Here is a 26520-nt window from a genome sequence, read left to right as displayed (position 1 = left end):
CGTCATGTGGTCGGGTGGGTGGTGGTTGGATCCTGTCATCGGGTTGGGCATTGCCGCGGCTGCGCTCTGGCAAGGCCTGCGATCGTGGCGCGGCGAGGACTGCGGATGTTAGGGCGCGACGTCGGTCAACAGTGCCCGAACGCGGGGCGCGCCCTATCGCATCTCCGGCGAGAGATCGGATGGGTCTGCGCACTGCCTGCAAGGTGGCTGATGAGAGCCACCGTCGTGAGTGGCCCGATGGCCACCTGCAACGCTGGGGAAAACCATGGCTGAACCGAAGCTAGATCGTGGCCAGTGGTTGATGATCGGCGTGGCCTTGGTGTCTGCCGGCTCGCTGCTCGTGGCAGCGCCAGCGTCGGCTGATGACGCTGATGACGCTTTCATCGGAGCACTTGAGCAACACGGGATCGTCTTTGCGAACCGCGACGCCGCGATTGCCGCGGCCCATAGCGTGTGCGCCGAACTGGATCAGGGCCAATCACGATTAGTCGTGGTGTTGTCTCTGGTAAAGAACACCGACCTTGCACCCCATCAAGCCGGCTATTTCGTCGGCGCGTCGGTGGCTTCCTATTGCCCCCAACACCAGCGGTGAGCGACTAATTCGGATTCCGAGCGCGGCGCGGGAGCTTCGACCACGGCGTGAGCGCCAGTTCATGAGCAAGGGGAGATTTTGTTATCCATATGGCCAACAACGGAACTAATCAGGCCAGCGACACGCGACCGACGTGTCGGGGCTGCGAAAGCGAAGTCCTTTCGCCTTCACGGTTCGCGGTGACCATTCACGAGTACACGGGCTGCGGACAGTCGGTAAGCCTGGACTGGGGTGTAGACGCCGACGCGGCTCCTGGGGCGGGGCCGGGGGAATCCCCATAGGGATGCCCTGTTTCGTGTGGTTTTCGCACGGGAGGCACGATTGTCTTGGGTATTGGCCGCGTTGGCGGGGTTAATCGGGGCGGCGGCATTTACCCCACTCGGCCGGTTATTTTGTCACCTTCATGACCGGTAACAGTGAGCGCGCGGTGGTGGGATTTTTTGCAAGGAGCAAGGCCTTTCGATTGGTGCTGCACTGCTTTTGGCATCCGTCATCGGTGGTGTGGTGATGCCGTCATTATGTCGACGGCGCCTCTGGGTGGCGCACCCGCATGGCCCGACCGTGCTAACGGCAGTGTCCCTCGGCGTGGCCGCCGGTGTCGATATCGTCGTGGACGGATGGTCGACCAATCAGGTCTCGTTCGTTCCAGTGGGTCCGCTGCACGATCAGGTGACAGTTTCGGTCACGCGGCCTGACTGGCCGGTGTGGTCATGATTGCTTCGAATTCGATGGGGGTCAACCGGCGAAGAGCGAGCTGTCGGCGTCGCCGGTGGTAGGTGCGTTCGATCCAACTGACGATCGCGATGCGCAACTGCTCGCGGGTGTCCCAGCGGCGGCGGTCCAAGACGTTCTTCTGCAGCAAGCTAAAGAAGCTCTCCATGGCCGCGTTGTCACCGGCCGCCCCGACGCGCCCCATCGACCCGGCCATGTCGTAGCGGCCCAGTGCGTGGGCGAATTTTCGGCTTCGAAATTGACTACCCCTGTCCGCGTGAAGGATGCAGCCAGCGACGTCACCACGGCGGGCGACCGCACTGGCCAGGGCTTGGGTAGCCAGTCGGGATTTCATCCGGGAGTCGATGCTGTAGCCGACGATACGGTTGGAGAACACGTCCTTGATCGCACACACGTAGAGCTTGCCTTCACCAGTACGATGTTCGGTAATATCGCTGAGCCACAATTGATTTGGTCCATCGGCGGTGAAGTCCCGCTCCACCAGATCATCGTGCACGGGCGGCCCGGGCCTGCCGTTCTTGCCACGCTTCTTTCCGAACGCGCTCCACCAACCGTTGGTCGAGCAGATCCGCCAGGCAGTGCGCTCTGCCATCGACTCCCCGGCGTCGGCGGCCTCGTTGACCAGGAACCGGTAGCCGAACTCCGGGTCGTCGCGATGAGCATCAAACAGGGCATTGGCGCGATACGCCTCGGCGAGCTCAGCGTCGGTGATCGGGTTGGCCAGCCAGCGGTAGTAGGGCTGGCGGGCGAGCTTGAGTGACCCGGCACGTCACCGCGACGGGGATTGCGTCGGCGGCGAGCTCTTTCACGAGCGGGTAAAGCCTTTTCCCGGCAGGTTGGACTGCGACAGATACGCCGCGGCCCGGCGCAGAACCTCATTTTCCTGCTCCAGCAACCGGTTTCGGCGACGCAACTCGCGAAGCTCGGCCGACTCGCCGGTCGTCTTGCCCGATGTCGCCCCGTCGTCGATGTCGGCCTGACGCAACCATTTCGTCAACGTCATCGGGTGCACGCCAAAATCGGCGGCGATCTGCTCGATCGTCACACCGTGCTCACGATTGCGAGCGACCCGGACCACGTCCTCGCGGAACTCTCTCGGATACGGCCTTGCCATGGTGACATCCTTCCAGCCCACCCAGGGCAAGCGATCTCGGTTGTCACCTATCCGTGCAGCGGACCCAGTAGCGTTCGTTGCGTTTGGGATTGGTGCTTTGAATACCTCATTCATCAAGGGCGGAGAGGTGTCAGTTCCACTGAGCGACGTCACCGGCACACTGGTCAAAATGGGGCAGGGGATCGAGCGACATCTCAGCGGCGCAGATGTTACAGAGTGGCTGGGCTACTTCCTGCTCTGGTTCAGTTTCATCGCTGGTGCCGCTGTCGGTGGCTGTATCAGCCTGCCAATCAGCGGATCCCAGATGCTCCTAGTCGCGGCAGTCATCTGCGCAATCGTGTGCGGCATACGGCTATTTCCATAGCGACCGTCGTGCCCTGCTACGCGGGCGGTCCGCCACAACGGTGTACCCGTGACCTTCCCTGAACAGTTGCATGGGTCCGTTACAGTAAATCAGTTGTGCTGCAACTCTGTTCGATACGCACGAGTGCGCGCTGCGCCCAGCTGGGACAGCTCCAGAATGCTCATAGATATAGCGATATATACGTATTACAGCGAGTCTAGGGCGGATGAGTCACGGCCACCTGGGCCGAACAAGGGGAGAGGGTTTTGATCACCTCGCCATGATTCCGGCACAATCGCGCCTGGGCGACTGTGCCGGATTCTTCATGCACGGCGTGCGACCACCATACATCTGAACTAGCACTCGTTTGCAAAGGGGAGACGATAAGCCTGATATGCAGATATGGCACTAGCGTGAGTGTTCACGGTTGGATTTGCAGCACGAGGGGCATCAAAGTCTCACAAGCCTGGCGTTAAGTCTTCGCGGTACACGGCCTGAGGTGCTAGCCGAACGAGAGGTGCCAACTCTTGTCTCGAAATCGAACGCCGGTCTGGCGGCCTGGTCTGCTGAGCCGGATGTCGGTGTGGCCGAGCCGGCCCGGTCGAACTCAGGCTTGAGTGCTGTACTGACCTGACGGGTTAGGTACGCAGCTGGCGGGTGGGCGGCCCCCGATTGCGGTGTGGCCGCGGTGATTATAGGTGTGTAGCCAGGTGGGGAATTCGTCACAACACCCCATGCCCGTGATCATGACCAACCATCGGTCGCCCGGGCTGGCGGTGCGGCACCGGCACCAAGCCCGGGGTTAGTGGTGCCCGCCACGATATCCTCCGTGGCGACCACCGTAATAGCCTTCGCCGAACAACCCACCCAGAAAGCCTCTCGGGCGGGGACCTTCGATGTACCCCGGCTGCGGCGGGTACTGCTGGGCAGGGTACACCCCCGGCGGCGGTTGCTGGGGTTGCTGTTGGGCGGCGTAAAACTTGCCCTCGGCCTCGGAAAGCTGCTCAAGTTCTCCCCGGTCGAGGAAAATGCCGCCGCAGCCGGTGCACTGATCGATCGTCACCCCAAACCGCTGCACCGGCAACATCTGCGACACACACCGAGGACACAACAGCGTCGACTCCCTCGCCTCGGTCGATCCGCGCTCGTCTTTCACGTGGCCCTCCTCAACTAGAACTGCAATCGTTCACCAGCCTAGCGTAAAATGCAAGAATGCGCATATGTGAATGTTGCTGGGTTTGGGTTCGTTGCCGAACAAGCCGGGGCCCATGAACCACAGCGGAAGGATATGTCGGCTCGGGTGGCGACCTCACCCAAGACGCCATCCGGCGACAACTCGGCTTTCGCATACATAGATCCCAATGTTTTGATCTGCTACTCATATTCGGGGTAAGGAATCGGTGATGGCTGTCGCTGCGGTTGTGCTCTATCTGGTGTTCGCGGCGCTCGGATTTGGGTGGCGCAGTTGGCGGCAGTGGCGCACGACCGGATCGGCCGGCTTCCGCGGTATCAGCCGCGGATCTGGATCGCTGGAATGGATCGCCGGCACAGGGTTCGTCGCGGCTATCGTCACCGGTGTCACGGCGCCGCTGCTTCAATTGGCCGGCGTGCTTGCCCCGCTCGATGTGTTGAACGCGAGTTGGATACAGACAACGGGGATAGTGCTCGCGGTGACCGGCAGCGGCGCGACCGTCTACGCGCAGAACGACATGGGCGAGTCCTGGCGGATCGGGGTCGATCCCAGCGAGACAACGACATTGGTGCGCCGTGGTGTGTTCGCAGTCGTGCGCAACCCGATCTTCACTGCGATGCTCATTTTTGCCGCGGGCATCGTGTTGATGACTCCGAATCCGCTGGCGGTCGCGGGCTTCGCGCTGCTGGTCGCAGCGATTGAGGTGCAGGTCCGGGTTGTGGAAGAGCCCTACCTTCGCGCCGTGCACGGTCAGCATTACCGCGAATACACTGCAACGGTCGGACGCTTCCTTCCCCGGGTCGGGTTGTCCTGACGTGGGGAAGTCGGTGAGGCTACCTCGTTTGTGGAGGCAGTCCCACGAGTTTTCCAGCGGAATCGCCCGGTGCGGTAAGGGTCGACGCGTGTGGACGCGAAGTTGGTTGTCGCGTGGCCGACCCCACCTGCGGCGGGCGCGGTGACGGGAACGGCGTGCCGGCGTGTGGTTGATTGACGAGACTCGCGCACGTCTCACAAGCGGCGTGCTCACCTCTCACAAGCGATCTCCGAGCACACATCCGGGCCGCCGCCTACGAGATGTCTAGCCGCATCATCGATGAACTCCGACCGCGGCTCGATGGTGGGGTGGGGGCCGTCCGTCGCAAGCCAGTCCCGATCGCGAGCAGTGTCACGACGTGCTCGCTGCTACAACTTGAGACGACGCGTTGGCCCTGGCCGCCGCAGACCTGGGAATCGCGATGGGCGCCATGGGAACCGATGTCGCCAGCGAAACCGCGATGTCACCCTGATGGACCCAGATCTGCGTCACCTGCGCCAAACACTACATCACGCCGCTGCTCCTGGCAGATCATGCTGCAAAACGTCGGACTATCCCTGACCATCATCACCGTGCTGATGCCGCGGGCGTTGTTTCGGAACCCTCGGCTTGGCCGCGGTGGTGCTCGTGCACGAGCTCACCGAGGTGCTCGTCATCGGCAAGGGCGTGCGCACCGGATGTATCAAAGCGCTTGCGGGGCAACCCAAGACACCCGAGCGCGTTACGACTCGAGGCAACGATGCGACGGCCATTGCCGCGGCGGGTCGGCCAGTGCGACCACCGACATAATCCGCGGTTCGCCGGGGCCACCGACCCGCCTGCCCCCTGTTGGAGCACGAGGTCACTACCGTCGGGATGTCCTCAGCCAAGGCGAGCCGGCTCAAAATCCTTCGCAATCTATTTGCATGCGGACATTGCTATGTATTAATATTTGGTTCGTTTTTGAGGGATAGTTCATGTCGCTGATCGCGGTCCAGCTGTGTCTGGTTTTCGGTGTGGTCGGACTCGGTCGGCACACCCTGGTGTGTTGAGGGAGGGACTGCGATGTGCAACTCACCGAGCGAGCGCGATGCTGCCGGTGTCGGGTCGGCGTCGATTCATCTGTCTGAGTTGTTGCGGGCACCGGTAGAGACGCGGTCAGGCGAGGTGGTGGGCCGGGTTGAGGACATCATTGTCCGGCTGCGAGGAGCAGATACCTACCCGCTGGTGACCGGGATCGTGGTCGGAGTCGGTGGTCGGCGGGTGTTTGTCGGGAGCGGATCGGTTCAGCGTTATGGACCGGCCCGGATAACGCTGAGGACCAACGAGGTTGACCTGCGGCGGTTCGAACGTCGCGAGGGTGAGGTGCTGTTGCAGCGCGACGTGCTCGGGCATCGGTTGATCGACGTTGCCGCGGGCGAATTGTTGCGCGCCTATGATGTTGAACTCGAACACCGTGCAGACGGCTGGGTGCTGGTGCATCTGGACACCCGCCGTCCGCCCCGGTTTTTCGGATTGCTGAAGACGCCCGGCGGCCATCCCGCTCGCGACTGGAAGGCGTTCGAACCGTTGATCGGTGACGTCGGGTCGCTGGCGGTGCGCTTGGTGTCCGGCCGGGTGCGGATGCTCAAGCCCGCGCAAATCGCTGACATGCTCGAAGACGCTGACACGGTTGAGGGCGGCGACATCCTCGGCCAGGTGCGTAGCGACCCGGAACTGGAAGCCGACGTTTTCGAGGAGCTTGACCCCGACAAGGCCAGTCGGCTGCTCGACGACATGTCCGACCCCGACGTCGCTGCCCTGCTTGGGCGGATGCGCGCCGACGACGCCGCCGACGCGATCGTCGATCTGCGTCAGTCTCGGCGCGGGGCAGTTCTGGACCTGATGCCGGCACCGCAGCGCACCAAGGTGATCACGCTAATGGGGTTCAATCCCGACAGCGCCGGTGGCCTGATGAACGTCGACATCGTTTCGTGTCGAGCAGAGGCGACAGCGGGTGAGGCGCTTGCCATCATCGCTGGCGCTCAAGGCTTGCAGCCCGAGGCGCTGCTCAAGATGCACGTCCTCAACGAACATGGGCAGCTGGCCGGCGTGGTGTCGGTGATAACGCTGTTGCAGGCTGATGCGGCGGACTCTGTTGCAGCGCTGATGGATTGCGACCCGGTCCTGGTGAGCGCAGATGCCGATCTGACCGACGTCGCGCTGCTTATGGCCGACTACAACCTGTACACCATTCCCGTCGTGGACGACCAAGATCGGGTTTTAGGCGTCGTCACCGTCGATGATGTGCTCGAGGCCATCATCCCTGAAGACTGGCGTCGACGAGAACCCGCCCCCCACCCGATGCGCGAGATCAGCGGCGTCGCCGCCACCGACGACTCGGCATGGACCAGCGGCGGCGGCGGTGATCAGCCGTGAGCACCAAGGGCAGCGCTTCGGTCGACAAGGTGTCGCAGGCAACGGCGCTGCGTGGCGTCGCAGTGCTCGACAGCGCGCACCTGGGCGACATCGAAGGTGCGCTGGGACGGATCAGGATCAGCGAAACGGAGCGTCCGCGCACCCTGAAGGCCCGCCTGGCGACCTTGCTGGTGATCATCGGCCCCGGCTTGATCGTCATGGTCGGCGACAACGACGCCGGCGGTGTGGCGACCTACGTGCAGGCAGGACAGAACCACGGTTACAGCCTGCTGTGGGTGCTGCTGCTGTTGATTCCGGTGCTGATCGTCAACCAGGAGATGGTGGTCCGACTCGGAGCGGTCACCGGAGTAGGCCATGCCCGGCTGATTAACGAACGCTTCGGCCGCGGCTGGGGCTGGTTCTCGGTGGGGGATCTGTTCCTGCTGAACTTCCTCACACTGGTCACCGAATTCATCGGAATCACGTTGGCGGCCAACTACTTCGGCGTCTCCAAGTACGCGGTCGTGCCGACCGCTGCGATCACGCTCATCGCGATCATGGCCACCGGCAGCTTCCGACGCTGGGAACGCGCCATGTTCGTGTTCGTCATCATCACCTTGCTGCAGATCCCCATGTTGTTGATGTCACATCCGGATTGGGAACGCGCGGCCACGTCGCTCATCGTCCCTGCGGTGTCGGGCGGAGTCACCTCGAACGGGGTGCTGCTGATCATCGCCATCGTCGGCACCACGGTCGCCCCATGGCAGCTGTTCTTCCAGCAGTCCAACGTCGTCGATAAGCGCATCACGCCGCGCTTCATCGGCTACGAACGCAGCGACACCACACTGGGTGCCTGTGTGGTGGTGATCGGAGCGGCAGCACTAATCATCACCGGCGACTGGGCGGCGCGCGCTACCAATAGCCGCGGCGGGTTCGTCGACGCCGGTACTGTCGCCCGTCTGCTCGGCGATTACGATAAAACCCTGGGCTCGTTGTTCGCGATTGTGTTGCTCGACGCATCCATCCTCGGCGCGGCCGCGGTAACGCTGGCTACCAGCTATGCATTCGGCGACGTGTTGGGTCTCAAACACTCGCTGCACCGCGGCTTTTCCGACGCCAAACAATTCTACTTCTCCTACACCGCCATGGTGATGCTCGCGGCGGTGATCGTGTTGATCCCCGGCGCACCGCTGGGTTTGATCACCACCGCCGTGCAAGCCCTGGCCGGGCTGTTGCTGCCCAGCGCCACGGTCTTTTTACTGCTGCTGTGCAATGATCGAGAAGTCTTGGGACCGTGGGTGAATCGACCGTGGCTCAACGCGGTGGCCGGCCTCATCGTCGGTGTCCTGCTGCTGCTGTCGGGGATACTGATGGCCAGCACGCTGTTTCCCCGCCTCGACATCGTCGATTTCACCGGCCACCTTGCTACCGGACTTGTCTTGCTCGCTATAGCCGCGATCTCGGTTCTGCGGTTGCTTGCCCGCCGAGAACCGCAATCGGGCGAGCCCGAACCGATCTCACGCGCACTACCGAGTGCCGACCGGAGCACATGGCGAATGCCGCCTCTGACGCTGCTCGCACCGGTCCAGTGGTCGACGGGCACAAAGCTGGGCATGGTGGCACTGCGCGGGTATCTCGTCGTCAGCGCAATCCTGCTGGTGGTCAAAGCCATCGAACTCGGTCGCACCTAACCATCATTGCCGGCGCTGGCCATGCCATCGAGAAAAGCGGTCCACCCGGACCTGCCTAGTGAAATCGTGGGGTGGTGTGACCGTCCTTATCCCGCAGTTGACACATGCGGTTGGTGGCTATGGGCGGCCGCTGGCCCGGAGCTGCGTGGTGCGCGCGTCCTCGCCTGGCAATGGGGTATCACAGGGACGGTTACGTCCACGCAACGAAACTTGATCAGCAAGTTCCTCGGCCAAGTGCCTCACCGGCTGCAACCGGCCAGCTCCAAACAGACACCAGGCGTTTCCACCTCCTCTGCCCCTCGCGGTTTGACTGTTGGCTTCGTGAGATGTCTTCGGTTATCCGACGGTTGGCCAGCTCGGCAGCATGGGCGGGCGTTGCAGGAAGCGGGCGTCGGGCACCAGACCAGTTGCCCCGCCGCGCCCGGCCCCACCCGCGGCCAAAGGCACACCACCCAACATTCCTCCCGGGCCGCCGGCGGCGTCGGGGACAGCGCCTAGGCCGCTGCCTGACAGCACCGTGGCCGCGGGGCTGATCGTCGGGGTGGCCGCGGCCCAACTCTGCGGTATCGACAATGCCCCGATCGACGTGGCCCGGCCCAGACCCGCAGACACAGCCGCACCACTGCCGCCGGCAGCTGACGCGTTCAGACCTGCTGATCCCAGCGTTCCCGAACCAAGCCCGCCTGCCAGGCCTGAAGCGAGGCTGCCCGTCAGACCCGATCCCGATGCCGTGGCGGAGGACGAGCTGACGGCCGGCATCAGCTCCTGCATCTTGCTCGCGTTCGACAGCAGCCCAGCCGATATCCACGCGACCTGACTTGTACTGGACAGGGCTGGATTTACCGAGTTCAGTGCCGAGCTCAGCGACGGCAAAGACGATGTGGACGAGGGAGGCGACATCGGCGAGGCAAGCTGCTGCAGTGCCCTGGGTACCGCCGAAATCACTTGTGAGAGGACCGCTTGTGTGTTCGTCGCGGCTGAGGTGCCGGCGGTTTGGGCGACGGCGGTGCCCTGCGCAACTACTCCGGCCGGGTTGGTGGACGGCTGCGGCGGGGTGAACGGGGTCAATGACGACGCCGCCGCCGACGAGGCGGCGTAGCCATACATCGCGGCGCCATCCTGGGCCCACATCTCGCCGTAGTGTGCTTCGGTGGCCGCGATCGCCGGGGTGTTCTGACCTAGGATGTTTGTTGCGATCAACGACATCAACAAGGCCCGGTTGGCCGCGATCACCGGCGGTGGCACCGTCATCGCGAATGCCGCTTCGTAAGCGCCGGCCGCGGCTCTGGACTGCGCCGCTGTCTGCTCTGCGTGCGCGGCGGTGCTGTTCAGCCACGCCACATAGGGTGCGGCCGCGGTCACCATCGCCGCGCACGCTGGTCCCAGCCACGGTCCGCCGGCTAGACCTGAGATCACCGAGGTGTAAGACGTTGCCGCGCACCGCACCTCGGCGGCCAGCCCGTCCCAGCTCGCCGCGGCCGCCAGCAGCGGTCCCGCACCGGGACCGAAATACATTCTGGCGGAGTTGATCTCCGGCGGTAGTGCCCCGAAATCCATTGCTACTCCTTAGCTGGCTGCGGTCGCGTTGGCGGCCTTGGTTGCCGCATATGAGCCGGCACCAACGCCCATCGCACCCACGAACTGGTCGTGAATCGTGGCGGCTTGGGTGCTCACCGGCGAAAGCAGGCTCGCGTACGCGGCGAACTGCACCGCTGTCATTGCCGATACCTCGTCGGTCGCGGCGGCAATCAACCCAATGGTCGGGGTGGCCGCTGTCGCGTCTGCGGCGCTGATCGCCGAACCGATGCCTGCTAAGTTGCTGGTCGCCGACGCCAGGATGTCGGGCTTGGTGGTCACGAAGGACATGGGCTTTCCGTTCCGAGAGTTTTGAAGATCTAGGGATGAGTTCATCTGGGGCACTGCCCGATTCGGCTGACTCGGCGAAAACCGAACACTGCTTGGGTTCTACAGCGCGGCGCCGCCGACTATGTGTGCGACCGGCGATACCTATCCGGGCCAGACGTCACACGAAGTGGCGCTTACCGGCGTCGGGGAGCAGCGCAGGGCCGGGGCATGACTCGTCGTTTCTACATCCGAGCCGCGACACAGCGCGGCGGTCAACGGGCGCAGCGATCACCGGCCGTCGTGGCATAGCGAAACGGGCTGACGCTGACCGATCAGCGACGGGCAACGCACAACCGCGTCAACAGATCTTGACCGGTGAGGAAAGCGGCGGGCCCACACGGCGGACCCCGCCCAGCCGCCACCGCACGCGGCGCCAGCCAACCCGCGACGGCGACCACTGCCACAACGACGCCTAGTGCGGTCAAAGTGGTGGACGACGACTTTGGCAACACGGCGTTCGAGAACGCGTAGTGGCACGCGGTTAATGAGTCATCGATAAGCTGTGGGGCACCGATGCTGGCCGTGAACCCATCGCCCAGCACTGTCAGCGAGGGGCGCGGCGCAGCGGATTCGGGTTGCAACGACCCGAAGTGGGACAGTATGGCCAACACCCACACGGTGAGCGCCATGGCGACAACTGCCACGGCTACTACGGTTCTTGACCGTAGCGGTAGGGGTGCGTCGCGGTTCAACCCCACAATGCTCCGATGGTAGCACCTATGCGGTAGTCCGCCGTTCAGACGAGACGGTGTATGAAGCGGCTGGACGCATCGGGAATCGGCGCGCCTGTACCTGTTACCGGCATGAGGTAACCGCGTGTTGGCGCGGTTCGGAAGAGCCCCGCGCGGGGTGGTCATCGACGCGTTGAACGCTAACGCGCATGCGATGACGCCTATCACGCCGCGCGCCGACGCGCGCGTCAACTCGACCGCGTTGGCGATCAGCGGCGGGAGTGATGGCAACGGGGTCAGCGACCCGCTCTGGGTATAAGAGCTGTCGAGGTACACGCCAACCACCATGGGTTCGACGCCATCGCCAGCGACGGGCATCGGGGGGCCAATGTTCGAGTTGGTCCGGTGGGGCGCCTGCTTCATGGCCGAGGTTTCGCTGGTTGGCCATGCTGGATTTGCATCGCGCATTGAGTATCCAGATGGTGACCGTGGTCGAGTTGGTAGAGGCCCAGAGCGGCGATGAGGCCAACGAGAATCAGTCCTGCCCATACGAGTTGGCTGACGCCGAGCTGTCGCGCTGCACCCAGGAGCCAGCCGGTACCCAGGTTGCCGGCAAGAATCCCCACCCCGACGATGGTGTTGTAAAACCCGTAGTGGGTGGCCGCGAGCCGTCCCCCGGCCAGCGCCATGACGGTGTCCATCTCGAACGGGAACACCGCGGCCGAGCCCACGGCGAGCATGGCCGCCGAGAGCAGCAGCGCGGCGGCCCCCCCAACGATCCCGAGCCGGGAACTGTCGGGGATGACTGCCAGCGGCAAAAACGAGGCCGCCAGGATCGCCACGCCGATGGCCAGGCTGCGCGCCGCCCCCCAGCGGGCGGCCAACCAGCCAGTAATGCGCAGCTGTCCGGCGACGGCGACCAGACCCGAAACGACGAAAACCCCTGCCACTAACAGTGATTGATAGCGCTTCGAAAGGATCGACGCCTGCAGCGGAAGGGCGAGGTAGACCTGGAAAGACAGCACGTAGGACCCGATCATGGCCGCGGCGAACAGCAAAAACGGTCGGTTGGCGATGACCACTCGCCAGTCATCGAGGACCGATGTCGGCTGCGGTGCCGGATCGGGGCTGTGCTGCGGCAGCGCCAGTAACTGCGCCACCGTCAACGCCGCGAAGACCGCGGCCGCGCCTGCTGCGGTGACGCGGAAGTCGATGGCCACCAGCATGACTCCGATCAGCGGGCCCAGCAGAATCCCGGCCTGATAGAAGATGTTGAACACCGCGAACGCTTCGACGCGGCGACCACCAGAATCAGCGGCCAGATAGGCGCGCACTGCCGGGTTGAACAACGCGGCGGCGAACCCGGTGGCCGCTGAGGCGATCAACACGGCCGGTAACGAGTGCGCCACAACCAGTAAGGCGAATCCGCCGGTGCGAAGCAGGCAGCCTGCCACGATTAAGGGCTTGTAGCCGATCCGGTCGGCCAGGGTGCCGCCCACGACGAACATGCCCTGCTGGGAGAAGTTGCGCACCCCCAGGACCAGTCCGATGGCCCACCCCGCCAGCCCGAGCGGGCCGGCGAGGTAGGCCGCCAGGTACGGCATCAACATGTAGAAACCCACGTTGATGCCGAACTGGTTGATCATCAGGATCCGGGCGGGCCGGTCGAAACCGCGGAATTGCGCAAACAACGCCATTAGCGCAGCGCTCCGGCCGGGTCGACGACGGTGGTGCACCGCGTCCAGGACTGCACCACCTGGTGGGTCGGGTCCTCAATCGTGGCCGGCTCGTCGGAAGGAAGGTGATCGAGCAGGCGGTGATGGCGGCAGTAGTCGTCGTTGTAGATGGTGTCGAAATAGCGTTGCGGGCCGTCGGGAAAGACCGCGGCGACGGTGGTATCCGCCGACATGGTGCGCGCGACCCAACCCGCGACCAGGGCAACCGCACCCACACTCCAGCCGCCGCTGGCGTAATGGGTGGCCGCCAGGGCACGGGCCGCCCAGACGGCTTCGGCCGGGGCCACCCAATGCACCTCGCTAAACACCGGATAGTCGACGTTGCGGGGGTAGATGCTCGAGCCCAGCCCGCGCATCAGTCGGCTCGTCGCGGGTTGACCGAAAATGGTCGAGCCGATGGTGTCCACCCCGATCACCTGCACGTCGGGATTGGCCTGGCGCAGTACGCGTGCTATCCCGGCCGAGTGGCCGCCGGTGCCCACCGAGCACACCAGCACGTCGATACGCCCGAGCTGGTTGACCAGCTCCAGGGCCAGCGGCCGGTAGGCGTCGACGTTGTCGGGGTTGTTGTACTGATTGGGGCACCACGCATCAGGATCAGCGGCCAGCAGCTGCGCGATACGGTCTTTGCGGGCTTGCTGCCAGCCCCCAGTCCGGTGCGCCTCGGTCACCAGATCGACCTCGGCGCCGTAGGCGCGCAGCATGTTTTGCACGATGGGTTCCATGCCCGGGTCGGTGACCACGGTCACCGGGTGCCGATACACCATGCCGGCCAGGGTTAGCCCTAACCCGAGCGATCCACTGGTGGATTCCACGATGCGGGCTCCCGGGCGCAGTTCGCCGCGAACGCGCGCCCGCTGCACCATGTGCACCGCGGGCCGGTCTTTCATGCTGCCGCCGGGGTTGAAACCTTCCAGCTTGGCCCAAAATCCGCGCCCGGCCCCCGTCAGCGGTGCGGAGATCCGCAGTACCGGGGTGTTGCCCACCAACCCGTCGGGCTGGTGGTGGGTCCCCGAGCAGGGGCGGCACACCACGTGTGGTTCGCGGCTGTCGACGGACAGATCATGCGTGCGGGTGTTGTTGGACAGGACAACGTTGTTGTTCACAGGATCGTCGCTTTCTGCGGTGCAGCCGCGACCCAGCCCGCGGCCATTGACATGGGCAGCGATCGCCGGCCGTCGTGCGATGCACAACGGCCTGACGCTGACCACTCAGCGACGAGCCAGACAGAACCTGGTCAACAGATCTCGACCGGCAAGTGCGGTAGCCAGCCCACATGGGGGGCCGCGCCCGGACCGCACCAGTTGTTGAGCGAGCCAAGCCGTGACTGCGACCACTGCCACCACGACGCCCAGCGCAGCCAAGGCGGTCGACGACGAATTCGGCAACACTGCGGCAGCAAGCGCCTCAGGATGTTTGCCCGATGAGTCGCCGTCAACAAGACGTGGATGGTCGGCGCTGATCGTGAATGCATTACCCCCGGACATGACCATCATGGGCGGCGAATCAGATACAAATGATTCGCGCCGCGGTTGAGAATGCCCGCCGATGACGAGCACCCACATTGCGCTGGCTATGGCGATGGCGGCCATGGCCATCACGGATCGCAACTGTCGCGGTGACCATGTGCCTTTCACAAAGTCGAGATGGTACGAGCGCGCCGCGCTGCCGGCCCGACACCAACCGGCTAACGTGCAATATGGCTGTCCCCTATGCAGTCTCGAAACCAGGATGCGACCACCACCATGCCCGCGCCCAGGCGACGCCGAAGCCCCGAGGCAAGAGCCCGGCCACCGGCTTGGTTTGGCCACGCTGGTTCCCAGCATCACCGACGGTGCACCGGCCCGTGTGATGCAGCGCAGTGCTCGCCGCTGGCGCGGACATCGGAAGCGTGGTCGACTTGCAAAGTGGTGTGCTCAAGCCCGAACTCGTGGTGGAGCAGCGTTTCGACGGATGCGCGGACCGCGTGACAGTCGGCGTCGTCAGCGACGAGAATATGCGCCGATAGCGGCGGCTGACCCGAGCTGATCTGCCACACATGCAGGTCGTGAACCTCGCCTACCTGCGGTATTGCCACCAACCGGGCGCCAATCTGGGCTGGGTCCAGATGCACGGGGGCCGCCTCTAAAAAGACCTGCCCCGACTTGCCGACCAGGCCCCATCCAGCGCGGACCATCAACCCTGCAACCACCAGTGCGGCGATTGCGTCGGCGCCGGTAAAACCGGTCAGCCACACCACCGCACCGGCGATGGCGGTTGCGATGAAGGCATACAAGTCATTGAGGATGTGCTGAAAAGCTCCCTCAACGTTCAAGCTGCTGCGGTTGGCGCGGCTGATCGCCCACGTGGCAGCGATGTTCACGATAATCCCAATCACCGCAGTAATTAACACCAGCGGCCCGGCAACCGGCGGCGGGGTGACTAGCCGGCGCACCCCTTCGTAAAGGAACCACACCGCCAGCAGCAGCAGGGAAATCCCGTTGGCCTGCGCGCAGAGGATCTCGACCCGCTCGAACCCGTAAGTGTAGCGGCCCTGCGCCGGACGGCGAGCCAGCCGAATCGCGGTCAGCGCCAACGCGATCGAGGCCGCGTCGGTAAACATATGGCCCGCATCAGAGATCAACGCCAGCGAATTGGCGACAAGCCCGACGAACACCTCGGCCGCCATGAACCCCACTATCAGGCCCAGCGCGATTGCCAGCCACCTGCGGTCTGCGTCCGCCGACATCTCATGCCCGTGATCATGGCCATGGTGGTGTGCGCCGCCCCCGACATCGGCCGCGGGCCCCGGCTTGGCTTGGTGGCTAGTGGTGCGCGCCACGATAACCTCCCCAGTAACCCACACCATTGCCCTCACCGAACGACCCGCCCAAAAAGCCTCCCCGACAGGACCGCTCGACATGCCCCGCCTGAGCTGAGTACTGCGGGGCGGAAGAGCCCGACTGTTGCGGCACGGCGGCGCAAGAACTTGCCCTCGGCCTCGATGAGCCGCTCAAGTTCCCCCCGACCGGGAAGTATGCCGCCGCAGCCGGTGCACTAATCGATCGCCACCCAAGTCGCTGCACGCACTGCATCTGCGCGACCCACCCGGCAGACAGCAGACTCGATTCCCTTGTCTCCGTCGGTCCGCAGTTGCCGTTCACCGTCCTCCTCGACCGGCTGTAGCGATCAATACCCCGAGGCTAACGGCACTCATTGGCCACGAGGTTAACCAACCATGTATGCAAACCTACGAATGTCACGGGCCTGCATAGGGTTGGCGCCTAAGAGGCGCCCCTCAACGGTGGCCACGAGATAGCGGGATGAACGGCCTCGCTGGAAAGATGTCACCCGTCCCGAACCCGCCGGTCTTTCACAACCGAATACAGCGTCGAGGCCGCTCATCGGGTGATCGGTTCCGGGGCAGGATCGCGCACGGGCGATAGTGCAGTCGTACGCAGATGCCGGGCTACGCAGATCGATGGGCGCCACTGGGATCTGTTGGGATCAATAGGTCTTCTGGCGCCAAACCCGGGTCGAGTAATTTGCGGGCGCAATTATCTCTAGAAAACGGCAAACCACATGGCCACGTAGTGGCAGATCGCCGCGAGCGCGGTGAGTGCATGGAAGGACTCGTGATAGCCGAAGGTCCTTGGCCACGGGTCAGGCCAGCGGATCGCGTAGAAAATGCCGCCGATGCTGTAGAACGCGCCGCCGACAAATAGTAGGACGACTGCGGCCAGCCCGGCGTTTTGCAGAATGGTGCCCGTGTAGGCGGTGGCCACCCAGCCCAGCACCAGATAGAGCGGCACCCCGGCCCAGCGCGGTGCGGCAGGCCAGAACAGCGTCAGGGCGACTCCGGCCAGCGCGCCGCCCCACACTATCGCCAGCACCGTATGCTCGGTCGCGTGCGGCATCGCCAGCCTGGCGAACGGTGTGTAGCTGCCGGCGATGAACACAAAGATCATCGAGTGGTCAAGCCGCCTCATCCACGTCCTAGCCGTCGCCGACCCCCAGTTGACGCGGTGATAAGCGGCACTAACGGAGAACATCGCCACGATCGCCACGGTGTAGGCCAGCGTCGCCTGCCCGGCTCGCTGTGATGCCACCGCCCACGACACCGCGACCAGTGCCGCACCAGCAATGACTGCCGCGACGGCGCAGTAGAGGTGGATCCAGCCACGCAACCGCGGCTTGGCCAGACCATCCGCAGGCCCTGACGCCCGCGCTTGGCGCAACGAATCGGCGTAGTAGTTCATAAGCCTTCCCCGACTCGTACCGGAATTAACCATAAGGTTCGGTGCTGCTGTGCGCGCCGATCAGTGACTGGTGCCGTCAGGCATGGCGGGAATCGGCGAATCGTTCTTGTTGGGACCTGTTTCGAGTGGTGTTGGCACACGCCCGTTTGTAGTCGGCGACTGGCCGTTGATGAGGCGGTAACGGATGAGTCGCGAGCTGTTGGTGACCACCGCCACTGAGGACGCATTGTGCAAAACCGCGGCCAATACCGGTGACAGCGCGCCTCCGGCGCCCACCAGCAGGCCAACAGCGTTGACTGCGATGGACATGCCGTAGTTCTGGCGGATGACGGTGACGGCTCGTGCTCCCAGGTCGGGTACGTCGAGTACACGGTGCAGGTTGTCGTTGGCCAGTGCGATGTCGGCGGTTTCCACCGCGACGTCGGTACCGGCCAGACCCATGGCGATTCCGATGTCGGCAGTGGCTAGTGCCGGGGCGTCGTTGACTCCGTCGCCGACCATTGCGACGACGTAGCCTTCGTCTTGAAGTTGGCGTACCGCCTGGAGTTTGTCTTCGGGCAACACCTCAGCGCGCCACTCGTCAATTCCGAGCTCGCGTGCGACAACCTCGGCGGTGTCGGGATGATCACCGGTGAGCATCACGATGCGGCGAATTCCTTTGCTACGCAGCTTCGTTAGTACCTCGGCGGCCTCGGGCCGAATTTCGTCGCGCAGGCTGATCAGGCCGACCAGTGTGCCATCGACGGCCAATAGCAGCGGAGTCTCGGCTTGGCGGCGCAGCGTTGTGACCCACTCGGTCGCCTTCTTCGATACCCGGACTTTTTCGGCGCGCAACAGCGATGGGCTACCCAAGAGCAGAACCCGCCCATCAGCCCAGGTCCGCATCCCCAGCCCAACCAACACCTCGCATTGCTCATGCGGCGGTATGGTGATATGGCGTTCGGTGGTCGAGCGGATCACCGCTTCGGCCAACGGATGCCGAGAGTGGATCTCCGAGCTGGCCGCATAGGCAAGGACCTCTTCGGGCTGCCAGTCCTTATGGAAAGCAACGATATTCGTGACAACAGGCCGTCCAACGGTCAGGGTTCCGGTCTTGTCGAACACGAGGGCGTTCACCTGGCCCGCTTGCTCAAGATGTGATCCACCCTTGATCAAGATGCCCCGGCGAGCCCCATTGCCGATGGCGGCGCTGATCGCCGTGGGAGTCGACAACCCCACCGCGCACGGACATGCGATCAACAACATCGTCATGGCGCGCCGGACATCCCCGGTAAGCGCCAGAGTGGCCGCGGACACGATGAACGAGATCGGAACAAACCGGCGCGAGAAGTTCTCACCCACTGTTTGTATCGGCGCCCGATCATGTTGGGCCTCCTCGACGCGGGAAATGATGCGCCCGATCGTGGTTTCAGCGCCAACAGCGCTGGCGCGCACCACGAGGCGCCCACGCACCACCACCGATCCGGCGTGCACATGCGAGCCGACGACCATGCTCACCGGCAGGGTTTCCCCGGTGATCGCGGACTGGTCGATTACTCCCTCCCCATCGAGGACCTCACCGTCAACCGGGATCGCCACGTGATCGTGGATCACGATCTCGTCGCCGATTTGCAGGGTGTCGATGGGTACCTGCACCTCGCTGCCGTCGGCGGCCCGGATCCAGGCGGTGTCGGCGCTGCCGCGCAACAGATCTGCAATAGCGCGCCGGGTGCGCCGCAGAGTCAGATCCTGGAGGTACTCACCGATACTGAGCAGCCACAACACCGTGAGCGCGACCACGTTCTCTCGTAACACCATGCTGGCGACCGTCGCCACCGTTACCAGCGTGTCGGTGCCGGCGCGACCAGAGCGAAGCGAACGCAGCGCCCCGCGGAAGAACGGATAGCCCATGAATACCGTGGCTCCGGTGGCCACAAGCTGGCCGTTGGTGCCCAGCAGTGGCGGCCGCCTGAATCCATAGCGCCGGATGCCCAGCAGGGCTAGGGCCAGCCCGCCGACCGCAAGACGCAGTACCTCGGTGTTGCGCAGGTCAGCCGAGCGCGGTGTGCGCGCGGCAATCAGTTCGGCCGCCACGTGCCTAGCGGAGGAGATGGCCGCCATGATCGCCGATCGATCGCAACGTCGCGGGGAATACCACACCACGACCGACCCGGTGTGCGGATAGGCGTGCACCGCCCGCACACCGGTCTGTTTGTCGACCGCGTCTTCGACCGCGACGGCGCGGCGCGAATCCGAACGGACCCACGGCACATACAGCCGCATCCGCCCGGCCGCATCAGAAAGGAGCTCTGCGGCGGTGTCCTCGACAACGGTCATGGCGAGCGATCAGTGGTCGTGGTCGTGGTTCGCGGTGGCCGCTGGCGGGGCGGCCTCTTCGCCGATGCGTTCGCGCGCCTCGGCGACCACGTCGGCGATTTTCAGCCTGGCCGATTCCGCGGCTACCTCAGCGCGGCGTGTTCCGCGTAGGCTCAACTCCGCCGCCGCAACCGTCGTCCGTCGGATCGGCGCCGCACCAGCGACCTTGCGTAAAACCTCGTAGGCGCTCACACCCACCAGTCCGGTGACCACCGCCGCAGCGGCCTTGCCTAGTAGCGCGTGCGGAAGCATCTTTGCCCTCCTCGTTGCCGGCTCGTATCGAGCATCTGGTTCTGCTAATAGACACTGATTGTAGCATCAATATATTGCTACTTATTTATGAATATCCTGTGTGCTTCGGCGCTTGGTGCGTGCGAGTGAATCCGCGACGTGCGCAGGGCGATCGGCGACACGGCTGTTTTGAGGTCCTTTCTGCGGCGAATCCGGCGGCTCGGCCACCGTTACGGTGGACCGGCGCCCGCTAGATCGGCGCAGACACCTGAGGGTGGTTTACTCGCGCAGGGCGCGACGGTCGGTGTGGAAATGGGTGTAACCGCTGGCGATTGTGCACACAAGTGCTGCGATCGCCACCATCTGGGACCCGCTGACGACCAAGCTGATACAGCCGCCGAAGACAGCGCCGGTGACAAAAGCCGACCACAGCAGGAAGTATCCGAGCCACTCCGTCACGGCGCCCCCGCTGATGTGACGTTCGATACCCTGGCCCATCTTGACCAGCGTGCCCGTGACGTAGCTCAGAGGAATCGATACCTCGCCGCCTGTGACGAAGGAGGTGTTTAAGGCACCGATGCCAAAGGCGACGAACAGCACAGGCACGAACGAAACCTGGCTGGTCGACCACCCGTCGATGGCGATATCCACGCCGGCAGCCACCAGAAGCGACAGCGCCGTGAGCACGGTGGGGCCGTGGGGATGGTCGAGCCAGAAATGTCGTCGACACAGCGAAGCTACCACCACGCCCGCGACGAACGACGCCAATACCAGAGCCGCGGCGATGGATAGCCATTGCTCATCGCGAAAGAACCCTAAGACGGCGCGCTCGCTGTTGCCCGTCATGAACGTGACGAAATAACCGGCCGAGTGGGTAAATGCCGCCGCCCCGATCAATCCCGCCAGCGCCGCCAGCACCCATGACAACCGGGTTTCAGGGGTGATGATGGCACCACGTGCAGGCGCTTGCGTCGCAGGCTGGTCCCGTCCAGGGGCCGGGTCGATCAGCGGGTCAGGTTCAGCCCAGTCCAGGGTCCGCAACTCGCCGCAGTCCGCGCAGTGGTGCACGGTCACCGCGAGCCGTGCCCGCGAAATGGTTTGGCTCGCACAGCTCCGGCACTGGCGCCGGCGCTTCGTGTCTTCGATCTCGTTATCGCCCATTGAAATGACCGTCCTCCCCGTTTTGTTGTTGCTGCAAGTCGATGCGTCCGCAATTGCGCGGGTGCTTCTGGATGCTCTGCACGGCCAATCCAGCGGCATCGGCGCTTCACCGTGGCTTTGCAAGTGGCGCACAACCGCTGTTCCGGCGGCTTCGCGTCGGCCTATCTGCGCGCTGGACAAGGATTCTGGTTGGGTTGCACTCTCTGGTGGCGCGTTATGTGTCAACAGCGCGGTGGGTTGGGCCGTGCGGGTCGTCGCAATGGGCGCACGCTGCTCCCACGCCACGCTCGCCGATCTCGGATATTTCGTGGTCGAGCTGCAGGGTGGTGTGGGAGATGCCATATTCGTGAGCCAGCAACTGCGCCAGGTCATTTCGAGTGGCGTGGCAGTCGCGGTCCGCGACGACGATCACGTGTGCTGACAGAGCAGGTGTGCCCGAGGTGATTTCCCAGACGTGCAGGTCGTGGACTTCAACGACCGAGTCATGGTTGGCCATCGCCTGACCGATGACGTCTGGTTCAATCCCGCTGGGCGCGGCCTCGAGGAAAACGAGACTCGCCGCGCGCACTAAACCGACGCCAGCCCGGATCATCAGCGCCACCACGACCAACGTGGCGATCGCGTCCGCCCGCCCAAACCCAGTGAACACAATCACCACCCCCGCCACAGCAGTCGCGATAAAGGCAAATAGATCGTTGAGGACGTGCTGAAATGCGCCTTCCACATTCAGGCTGGACCGGTTTGCCCGGCTGATCATCCACGTCGCAGCCACGTTGACAACCACACCAACCAGCGCGGTGACCAACACTAGAGTGCCGGTGACCTGCGGCGGGTGCACCAATCGCTTGACCGCCTCATAGCCCAGCCAGCCCGCCAGCACAAGCAAAGTGACGCCGTTGGCCTGCGCAGACAAGATCTCCACCCGCCGCCACCCGTAGGTCATCCTCCCCGCCGCCGGACGCGCAGCCAACCTAACGGCCCACAGCGCCAGCGCGATCGAGGCGGCATCGGTGAGCATGTGCGCCGCGTCGGAGAGCAACGCCAACGAGCCCGCCACGACACCTACCGCCACTTCGCCCAGCATGAACGTCGCGATGACCGCGAACGCGCCAGCGAGCCACCGCCGGTCGGAATCTGCCGAGGTGTTGCCGTGTGTGTGGCTGTGGCCTCCGCTCATCGTCATGCCCCCATTACCCGACGCATGACCGTAACGTATGCGTATATCCTGATATGAGCAATAGTGTGGTCGAGTGTTTCGGCAGTGTTCACCCGCGTTGTGTCTCAGCACCCGCACGCCTCACCGCGCCACGACCGGGCACCTTGCCAAACCGCGATCCCGGCGATACCCAGCCCGACGGCGGGGTCTAACCACCACCCGCCGCGCCATATAAAGGTGGCTGCCAAACCCAGCAAAACCCCGGCCGCCTGCGCGGCGCACAAGTAATTCTGCATGCCTTTGCCGATCGTGGCGGCAGATCCCAACGCCGCGCCGAGTTTGTGCTGCGCGCGTCCCAGCAGCGGCATCTGCACGACTGCGGCTACGGCCACCACGAGACCGATTACCGAGGCGTGTGCTACGTGCTCCCGCAGCAGGTGATGCACGGATTCTGCGGTGATGTAGGGGGCGCTGAGCCAAAACGACACCGCCACGCCGCGTTGGGCGCGCAGCTCGGCCGTGTCGGATAGGGTGCGCCAGCCGCTGAACCGCCAGATCACGATGAGGCTGGCCATCGCCTCAGGCGCGCTGCCCAGCGCCCACGCGCTCAGTGCGATAGAACCTACTGACACGCCCTGCCACAGCGCGACCCCCCCATCGACGACTACAAACACCAAGCTGACCAACGCTAGCCATCGCGCCGACCGGGCGGCCCGGTGCCACTGTGCGTCGCGAAAACGTGTCGTGGCCGCCGCGACGATAGTCGTTGTGGCGCAACCGCTCGCTTCCACAGTCATGGGCCGCTGTTCCGATTCACTCTGTGTCATAACGCCCGCCCGATGCGCACGCTGAGCGCGTTGATACACCCAGGGGTCATCCCCGGTGCGCGCGCACCTGGCGGTGCCCCGACGAATTCCCCGACGCGGGCCTGGCTGCCGCTGGGTGGTGCCAGAGTGCGGATATTTGGCGTTGCCGACGCCCTCGGGGCCGGTCTACGCAGCTGATGCCAATGCACCGCCTGAGGTTTTTGCGACCGTCCAACGCCTGAAAATCGGCTGCGGTATGCGGTTTTCGTCGCAAATGGGCAACCCGCGACAGTGACGGGGTTCGGGATCGTGGTTTGCAGATGATCGGCCATGGCTAGCTCCAGCGCCCGGTCATGGCGGGTACTTCGCTGGGGAGGATGAATTTCGTTGCTCCACAACCGGTCTCAGCGCACCCCGGCATCGCGGTGGAACGCCACGTCTGCGGTACCGACAACCTCCCCACGATGGCCGCTGCGCCGGAGTTCGTGGTAACTACCTCGCCACGATCGCCGCGCCGGCTCAGTCGGTGCCTCCCGACCGCACGGGAGCCAGCGAACCATGCCCGCACCGACACCGGTCGGCCCTTAGTCTGTGAGCCCTCCAACGCCGCACTTCCGGCTAGCGCCGCGATCAGTCGCGAGACCACTGATGACAACGCCGTGCAGGCCGAGCCCGGCTCTGAGGAATCCGTTTGATCCGTAGCAAAGCTCACCGTCGCGGGATCCGGGCTCGCCGCCGACGAGCCGGCTGGCGATGCGAGCTGCTCCAGCACGCCAGGCACGGCGCAGAGCACACGCGAATCGGCGCCAACCATGGCTGACATGGGCATCGATGATGACTCGCCGTCGGCGCAGCCTTGCCTTGTGGCGGCCGGTAATCCGACCCGAGGAGCAACGAACGCGTCGAGCTGCGCGGCGAGGGCCGAGCTGCGCGCATACCGGTACATCGCATCGGCATTCTGCGCCCACATCTGGCCGTAATCTGCCTCGGTGACTGCGATATCCGGTGCGTTCTGACCCAGGACGTTTGTTCTCAGCAGCGAGCTCAAGTGGCTGCGGTTGGCGGCAATCACCTGGGGTGAAACGGTCGTTGCCAGTGCCGTTTCGTAGGCAATCGCTGCCGCGCGGGCCTGGGTCGCCGTGTGTTCCGCCTGAGCCGCAGTGCTGCTCAACCATGTGAGGTAGGGCGCGGTCGCGTCCTCCATCGACGCCGACGCCGGACCACGCCAGCAATCATCAGCCAGCTCAGAAATCACCGCCCCGACAGAGGCAGCCGCCGAATGCAGTGCGTCGGCAAGCACGTCCCACGCGCCGGCGGCGATCAACATCGGTCCCGGACCCGAACCCAGATACAGTTTGGCGGAATTGATCTCCGGTGCTAACGCTCCAAAATCCATGTCACAGTCCCCGGCAGCTCAGCGGACCGCAGTTCTAGCTGTGGCGATCATCTGTGAGGGGATGCTGGAAGCACCGAGAACCACCCACACACCTGAAGCTGCTCGGTGGTTCGAATGTAAACCCCGTAGGGGGCTCCTATTCATAAGGGGAGCTGCGGTTGACGATGCGGGTTCGACGGCGTGATAAGTCATTGAGTTCTCCTGAACGACATAGGCTTTCCAGCGAAGCGCTAAACCCCTGGCGGGGTCGCTTCAGTGATTTCAGTGCGGCCGATTACACGGCTGCGCAGTAGGCGCGTATGTCAGATGACTCGACGCAGTCCAATTCGAGCGGGACTCAACGTGTTTTGCACGTCGGCGACCGATTCCGGCGATACCGCGTAACCGTTGAACGGGCACGGCACCGGAGAGGTTCAGCGTCGAACGATCTGACGCTGATACATCAGCGCCGTGCGAGGCACAACCGTGTCAACAGGTCGTGACCAGTGATGAGCGTGGCGGGCCCGCGCGGCGGACCCCGCAGGGTCTGCTGGGCGCGGTCCAAGCCGAAGCGCGAAACACTGCTGGTCGCTACCGCCCCGAGAACTCCCAGGATAAGAAGTGGACTCGCCGAGCGGGATAGGTCGGCCACTGCCGCCGACTCGGGACACCACGGCGACAACCCCGTACCGCAATGCGTGTGATCTGCATTAACGGCCAATGGACTACTAGCCGCGCTGGCCCACCCATGGGCCGAATCAACCGTGATAGCCGCATGCCACGCGTGCTCGGCGTTGCCGCCCAGCAGCCAAACTGCCGCTGCGATGGCAATGGCCCATCCCAGCAATGGCCGTCGAAGTAGGTTGGTGCGCACAATGCCGTCAAATGTAGCAGCCTCTCCAACGCCGAGGTCCGATGCTGCAACGTTGGTGTCCTTTTTGTAACCCGCTCGCAGTCGTCCTGATCCGGCGCGCACCGGGCCTTCGGTCCGCCCCCAGCGGCGGCACACTGTCACTGCACCGACCGCAGAGCATGCCATCCTGACTGCCACCACGGTCGGCATTCGTTCCGGCGAGGACGTGGTCACGGTCGAAAGCACGCACTGACCGTGCGACTGAGTGGCGCGGTGAGACAACGGGTAGTCCGGCTGGATCGCACCGGTCCGTTTTGCCTGACGACGTCGACCGCCTCGACGCTCGTACTTCGGCAACGTGTCGGAATTATCCAGGCCGCCATAGCAGTCCGCGGTGAATTGCCACCCGAAGACGGCGCGGCTGCGCCGGCGCGGTTCGGTCGAGCGGATCGCCGCCTCAACCAGCGGATAACGAAAATCGATGTCCGCTGGCCCATATGCAGCGCAATACTATTTTCGAACAGCCGTTGCTCGAGGTGATCGTGCCGGCATTTATCGGGCGCGATCGCGTCCACCCGACCCGTGCACTCCAAATGCGAGTCCCATGCAACCGACAACCCGAGGCGACTGCAGGCCGGCGTAGCGATCCCACGCAAGCGGCGGCTCCATACGGCCGATCGAATTTTCGCCTTCAATCACGCGTCGTGGACTCCGTCACCGACGCCAATACGTCGATAACGATGGCCCATACCGTGCGCGCCCGACTGGCCAAAGGGCAATCGCAAACCATCCTGGTGCTGTTCCTGGTGAAGCGCACGGATGACCCTGACAATTCGGCGTACCTTGGCTAGCACCTGGCTTTCGGGCATTGTGCCGACCGATGAACTTATTACCTCTTGCCTTGTCCGGGTCGCTTGATGACCATCACCGCCGTCCTCAGACCGTCGGCTGCCTCCCACTTCGTCGCCCCGCTGCTATGGCCCAAAAGAGACAGTCTCCAAGCTGTACGCGCTGGCGCTTTTCGCGGCAGGGTTTTGGCCGCATGCCGCATGTTCGTTGTCTAGTCGCGACCAGGTTGACAGCGAGCCGTCTTGATGTCAGCTAAGCAGATTCTAAGCGGAGAATCTCTTCCCGGGCAGCAGCGAGGTTGATGATCAATGCATCGATATCCGGCACGGT

The 26520-nt window shown here is 64.1% G+C and carries 22 protein-coding genes and 4 pseudogenes; 8 read left to right on the top strand and 18 right to left on the bottom strand.

All coding sequences use genetic code 11. The features are described from left to right. Nucleotides 1-265 precede the first annotated feature (265 nt). Nucleotides 266-592: a DUF732 domain-containing protein gene (locus AC5Y7V_RS30245; RefSeq protein WP_499883672.1), complete on the top strand. Its 327-nt coding sequence runs from the start codon at nucleotides 266-268 to the stop codon at nucleotides 590-592. 682 nt (nucleotides 593-1274) lie between these two features. Here the strand turns inward: AC5Y7V_RS30245 and AC5Y7V_RS30240 are convergent. Then, nucleotides 1275-2438 (bottom strand): annotated as a pseudogene (locus tag AC5Y7V_RS30240) (IS3 family transposase). Between the two features lie 64 nt (nucleotides 2439-2502). Between AC5Y7V_RS30240 and AC5Y7V_RS30235 the strand changes: the two are divergent. Next, nucleotides 2503-2854 (top strand): annotated as a pseudogene (locus tag AC5Y7V_RS30235) (DUF1275 family protein); the annotation flags it as partial. A gap of 534 nt (nucleotides 2855-3388) precedes the next feature. Here AC5Y7V_RS30235 and AC5Y7V_RS30230 read toward each other — a convergent pair. Together AC5Y7V_RS30230 and AC5Y7V_RS30225 are read right to left on the bottom strand one after the other, a co-directional pair. Further along, nucleotides 3389-3508: pseudogene (locus AC5Y7V_RS30230) on the bottom strand (IS481 family transposase); the annotation flags it as partial. Nucleotides 3509-3583: 75 nt separating this feature from the next. Continuing rightward, nucleotides 3584-3937: a TFIIB-type zinc ribbon-containing protein gene (locus AC5Y7V_RS30225; protein ID WP_141224788.1), complete on the bottom strand. Its 354-nt coding sequence runs from the start codon at nucleotides 3935-3937 to the stop codon at nucleotides 3584-3586. Nucleotides 3938-4184: 247 nt separating this feature from the next. Between AC5Y7V_RS30225 and AC5Y7V_RS30220 the strand changes: the two genes are divergently transcribed. From AC5Y7V_RS30220 to AC5Y7V_RS30205, 4 genes and pseudogenes are all read left to right on the top strand, one after another. Then, nucleotides 4185-4787, top strand: a complete 603-nt coding sequence (locus tag AC5Y7V_RS30220) for a methyltransferase family protein (protein ID WP_499883671.1) — start codon at nucleotides 4185-4187, stop codon at nucleotides 4785-4787. 379 nt (nucleotides 4788-5166) lie between these two features. Then, nucleotides 5167-5576: pseudogene (locus AC5Y7V_RS30215) on the top strand (cadmium-transporting ATPase); the annotation flags it as partial. A gap of 255 nt (nucleotides 5577-5831) precedes the next feature. After that, a complete protein-coding gene (locus AC5Y7V_RS30210) occupies nucleotides 5832-7184 on the top strand; it encodes a magnesium transporter MgtE N-terminal domain-containing protein (protein ID WP_499883680.1) in 1353 nt (450 codons plus the stop codon). 29 nt (nucleotides 7185-7213) lie between these two features. Beyond that, complete coding sequence (locus AC5Y7V_RS30205; protein ID WP_499883679.1) at nucleotides 7214-8854, top strand: NRAMP family divalent metal transporter; 1641 nt, start codon at nucleotides 7214-7216, stop codon at nucleotides 8852-8854. A gap of 336 nt (nucleotides 8855-9190) precedes the next feature. Here the strand turns inward: AC5Y7V_RS30205 and AC5Y7V_RS30200 are convergent, their stop codons facing one another. From AC5Y7V_RS30200 to lpqS (AC5Y7V_RS30190), 3 genes are all read right to left on the bottom strand, one after another. Next, a complete protein-coding gene (locus tag AC5Y7V_RS30200; protein ID WP_499883670.1) occupies nucleotides 9191-10411 on the bottom strand; it encodes a PPE family protein in 1221 nt (406 codons plus the stop codon). 9 nt (nucleotides 10412-10420) lie between these two features. Beyond that, nucleotides 10421-10720, bottom strand: coding sequence for a PE family protein (locus AC5Y7V_RS30195; RefSeq protein WP_499883669.1), 300 nt, complete (start codon nucleotides 10718-10720; stop codon nucleotides 10421-10423). Between the two features lie 311 nt (nucleotides 10721-11031). Continuing rightward, complete coding sequence (gene lpqS, locus AC5Y7V_RS30190; RefSeq protein WP_499883678.1) at nucleotides 11032-11616, bottom strand: putative copper homeostasis (lipo)protein LpqS; 585 nt, start codon at nucleotides 11614-11616, stop codon at nucleotides 11032-11034. On the opposite strand from lpqS (AC5Y7V_RS30190), the gene AC5Y7V_RS30185 reads away from it, so the two are divergent. Continuing rightward, nucleotides 11609-11749, top strand: a complete 141-nt coding sequence (locus tag AC5Y7V_RS30185; protein WP_499883681.1) for a hypothetical protein — start codon at nucleotides 11609-11611, stop codon at nucleotides 11747-11749. The genes lpqS (AC5Y7V_RS30190) and AC5Y7V_RS30185 overlap by 8 nt on opposite strands. 100 nt (nucleotides 11750-11849) lie before the next feature. On the opposite strand, the gene AC5Y7V_RS30180 is transcribed toward AC5Y7V_RS30185, so the two are convergent. The 12 genes from AC5Y7V_RS30180 to lpqS (AC5Y7V_RS30125) all read right to left on the bottom strand — a co-directional run bounded on the left by AC5Y7V_RS30180 (nucleotide 11850) and on the right by lpqS (AC5Y7V_RS30125) (nucleotide 25527). Beyond that, nucleotides 11850-13127, bottom strand: a complete 1278-nt coding sequence (locus tag AC5Y7V_RS30180) for an MFS transporter (RefSeq protein WP_499883668.1) — start codon at nucleotides 13125-13127, stop codon at nucleotides 11850-11852. Continuing rightward, nucleotides 13127-14200: a PLP-dependent cysteine synthase family protein gene (locus tag AC5Y7V_RS30175; RefSeq protein ID WP_499883677.1), complete on the bottom strand. Its 1074-nt coding sequence runs from the start codon at nucleotides 14198-14200 to the stop codon at nucleotides 13127-13129. Before AC5Y7V_RS30175 ends, AC5Y7V_RS30180 begins: the two co-directional genes overlap by 1 nt. A gap of 177 nt (nucleotides 14201-14377) precedes the next feature. Further along, entirely contained in the window at nucleotides 14378-14758 is a 381-nt protein-coding gene (gene lpqS, locus AC5Y7V_RS30170) for a putative copper homeostasis (lipo)protein LpqS (RefSeq protein WP_499883667.1), read from the bottom strand. Nucleotides 14759-14991: 233 nt separating this feature from the next. Further along, the gene (locus AC5Y7V_RS30165; protein WP_499883676.1) at nucleotides 14992-15894 is read right to left on the bottom strand and encodes a cation diffusion facilitator family transporter; all 903 of its coding nucleotides are present in this window, start codon (nucleotides 15892-15894) and stop codon (nucleotides 14992-14994) included. Between the two features lie 814 nt (nucleotides 15895-16708). Then, nucleotides 16709-17404 carry a PAQR family membrane homeostasis protein TrhA gene (trhA, locus tag AC5Y7V_RS30160; protein WP_499883666.1) on the bottom strand — a complete coding sequence of 232 codons (696 nt, stop codon included), beginning with the start codon at nucleotides 17402-17404 and terminating at the stop codon, nucleotides 16709-16711. A gap of 60 nt (nucleotides 17405-17464) precedes the next feature. After that, the gene (gene ctpC, locus AC5Y7V_RS30155; protein WP_499883665.1) at nucleotides 17465-19720 is read right to left on the bottom strand and encodes a manganese-exporting P-type ATPase CtpC; all 2256 of its coding nucleotides are present in this window, start codon (nucleotides 19718-19720) and stop codon (nucleotides 17465-17467) included. Nucleotides 19721-19729: 9 nt separating this feature from the next. Further along, on the bottom strand, nucleotides 19730-20011 hold the full coding sequence (locus AC5Y7V_RS30150; protein ID WP_085165381.1) for a DUF1490 family protein: 282 nt from the start codon (nucleotides 20009-20011) through the stop codon (nucleotides 19730-19732). A 258-nt stretch (nucleotides 20012-20269) separates the two neighbouring features. Next, nucleotides 20270-20938, bottom strand: a complete 669-nt coding sequence (locus tag AC5Y7V_RS30145; protein WP_499883675.1) for a YoaK family protein — start codon at nucleotides 20936-20938, stop codon at nucleotides 20270-20272. 427 nt (nucleotides 20939-21365) lie between these two features. After that, a complete protein-coding gene (locus AC5Y7V_RS30140; RefSeq protein ID WP_499883674.1) occupies nucleotides 21366-22328 on the bottom strand; it encodes a cation diffusion facilitator family transporter in 963 nt (320 codons plus the stop codon). 104 nt (nucleotides 22329-22432) lie between these two features. After that, on the bottom strand, nucleotides 22433-23104 hold the full coding sequence (locus tag AC5Y7V_RS30135) for a cation efflux transmembrane domain-containing protein (RefSeq protein WP_499883664.1): 672 nt from the start codon (nucleotides 23102-23104) through the stop codon (nucleotides 22433-22435). Nucleotides 23105-23447: 343 nt separating this feature from the next. Continuing rightward, nucleotides 23448-24509: a PPE family protein gene (locus AC5Y7V_RS30130; RefSeq protein ID WP_499883663.1), complete on the bottom strand. Its 1062-nt coding sequence runs from the start codon at nucleotides 24507-24509 to the stop codon at nucleotides 23448-23450. Nucleotides 24510-24951: 442 nt separating this feature from the next. Beyond that, complete coding sequence (gene lpqS, locus AC5Y7V_RS30125; RefSeq protein ID WP_499883673.1) at nucleotides 24952-25527, bottom strand: putative copper homeostasis (lipo)protein LpqS; 576 nt, start codon at nucleotides 25525-25527, stop codon at nucleotides 24952-24954. Nucleotides 25528-26045: 518 nt separating this feature from the next. On the opposite strand from lpqS (AC5Y7V_RS30125), the gene AC5Y7V_RS30120 reads away from it, so the two are divergent. Further along, on the top strand, nucleotides 26046-26192 hold the full coding sequence (locus AC5Y7V_RS30120; protein WP_499883662.1) for a hypothetical protein: 147 nt from the start codon (nucleotides 26046-26048) through the stop codon (nucleotides 26190-26192). Nucleotides 26193-26520: the final 328 nt, after the last annotated feature.

It is taken from the genome of Mycobacterium sp. NGS34, from assembly GCF_059812845.1.
This window is presented reverse-complemented; position numbering and strand designations above follow the sequence as displayed.

Coding starts and splice junctions, on each gene's coding strand:
- AC5Y7V_RS30245 (WP_499883672.1), top strand. CDS start 266: ATGGCTGAACCGAAGCTAGATCGTGGCCAGTGGTTGATGATCGGCGTG.
- AC5Y7V_RS30220 (WP_499883671.1), top strand. CDS start 4,185: ATGGCTGTCGCTGCGGTTGTGCTCTATCTGGTGTTCGCGGCGCTCGGA.
- AC5Y7V_RS30210 (WP_499883680.1), top strand. CDS start 5,832: ATGTGCAACTCACCGAGCGAGCGCGATGCTGCCGGTGTCGGGTCGGCG.
- AC5Y7V_RS30200 (WP_499883670.1), bottom strand. CDS start 10,411: ATGGATTTCGGGGCACTACCGCCGGAGATCAACTCCGCCAGAATGTAT.
- AC5Y7V_RS30195 (WP_499883669.1), bottom strand. CDS start 10,720: ATGTCCTTCGTGACCACCAAGCCCGACATCCTGGCGTCGGCGACCAGC.
- lpqS (WP_499883678.1), bottom strand. CDS start 11,616: ATGACCACCCCGCGCGGGGCTCTTCCGAACCGCGCCAACACGCGGTTA.
- AC5Y7V_RS30180 (WP_499883668.1), bottom strand. CDS start 13,127: ATGGCGTTGTTTGCGCAATTCCGCGGTTTCGACCGGCCCGCCCGGATC.
- lpqS (WP_499883667.1), bottom strand. CDS start 14,758: ATGGCCGCCATCGCCATAGCCAGCGCAATGTGGGTGCTCGTCATCGGC.
- AC5Y7V_RS30165 (WP_499883676.1), bottom strand. CDS start 15,894: ATGTCGGCGGACGCAGACCGCAGGTGGCTGGCAATCGCGCTGGGCCTG.
- trhA (WP_499883666.1), bottom strand. CDS start 17,404: ATGAACTACTACGCCGATTCGTTGCGCCAAGCGCGGGCGTCAGGGCCT.
- ctpC (WP_499883665.1), bottom strand. CDS start 19,720: ATGACCGTTGTCGAGGACACCGCCGCAGAGCTCCTTTCTGATGCGGCC.
- AC5Y7V_RS30150 (WP_085165381.1), bottom strand. CDS start 20,011: ATGCTTCCGCACGCGCTACTAGGCAAGGCCGCTGCGGCGGTGGTCACC.
- AC5Y7V_RS30140 (WP_499883674.1), bottom strand. CDS start 22,328: ATGAGCGGAGGCCACAGCCACACACACGGCAACACCTCGGCAGATTCC.
- AC5Y7V_RS30135 (WP_499883664.1), bottom strand. CDS start 23,104: ATGACTGTGGAAGCGAGCGGTTGCGCCACAACGACTATCGTCGCGGCG.
- AC5Y7V_RS30130 (WP_499883663.1), bottom strand. CDS start 24,509: ATGGATTTTGGAGCGTTAGCACCGGAGATCAATTCCGCCAAACTGTAT.
- lpqS (WP_499883673.1), bottom strand. CDS start 25,527: ATGGCATGCTCTGCGGTCGGTGCAGTGACAGTGTGCCGCCGCTGGGGG.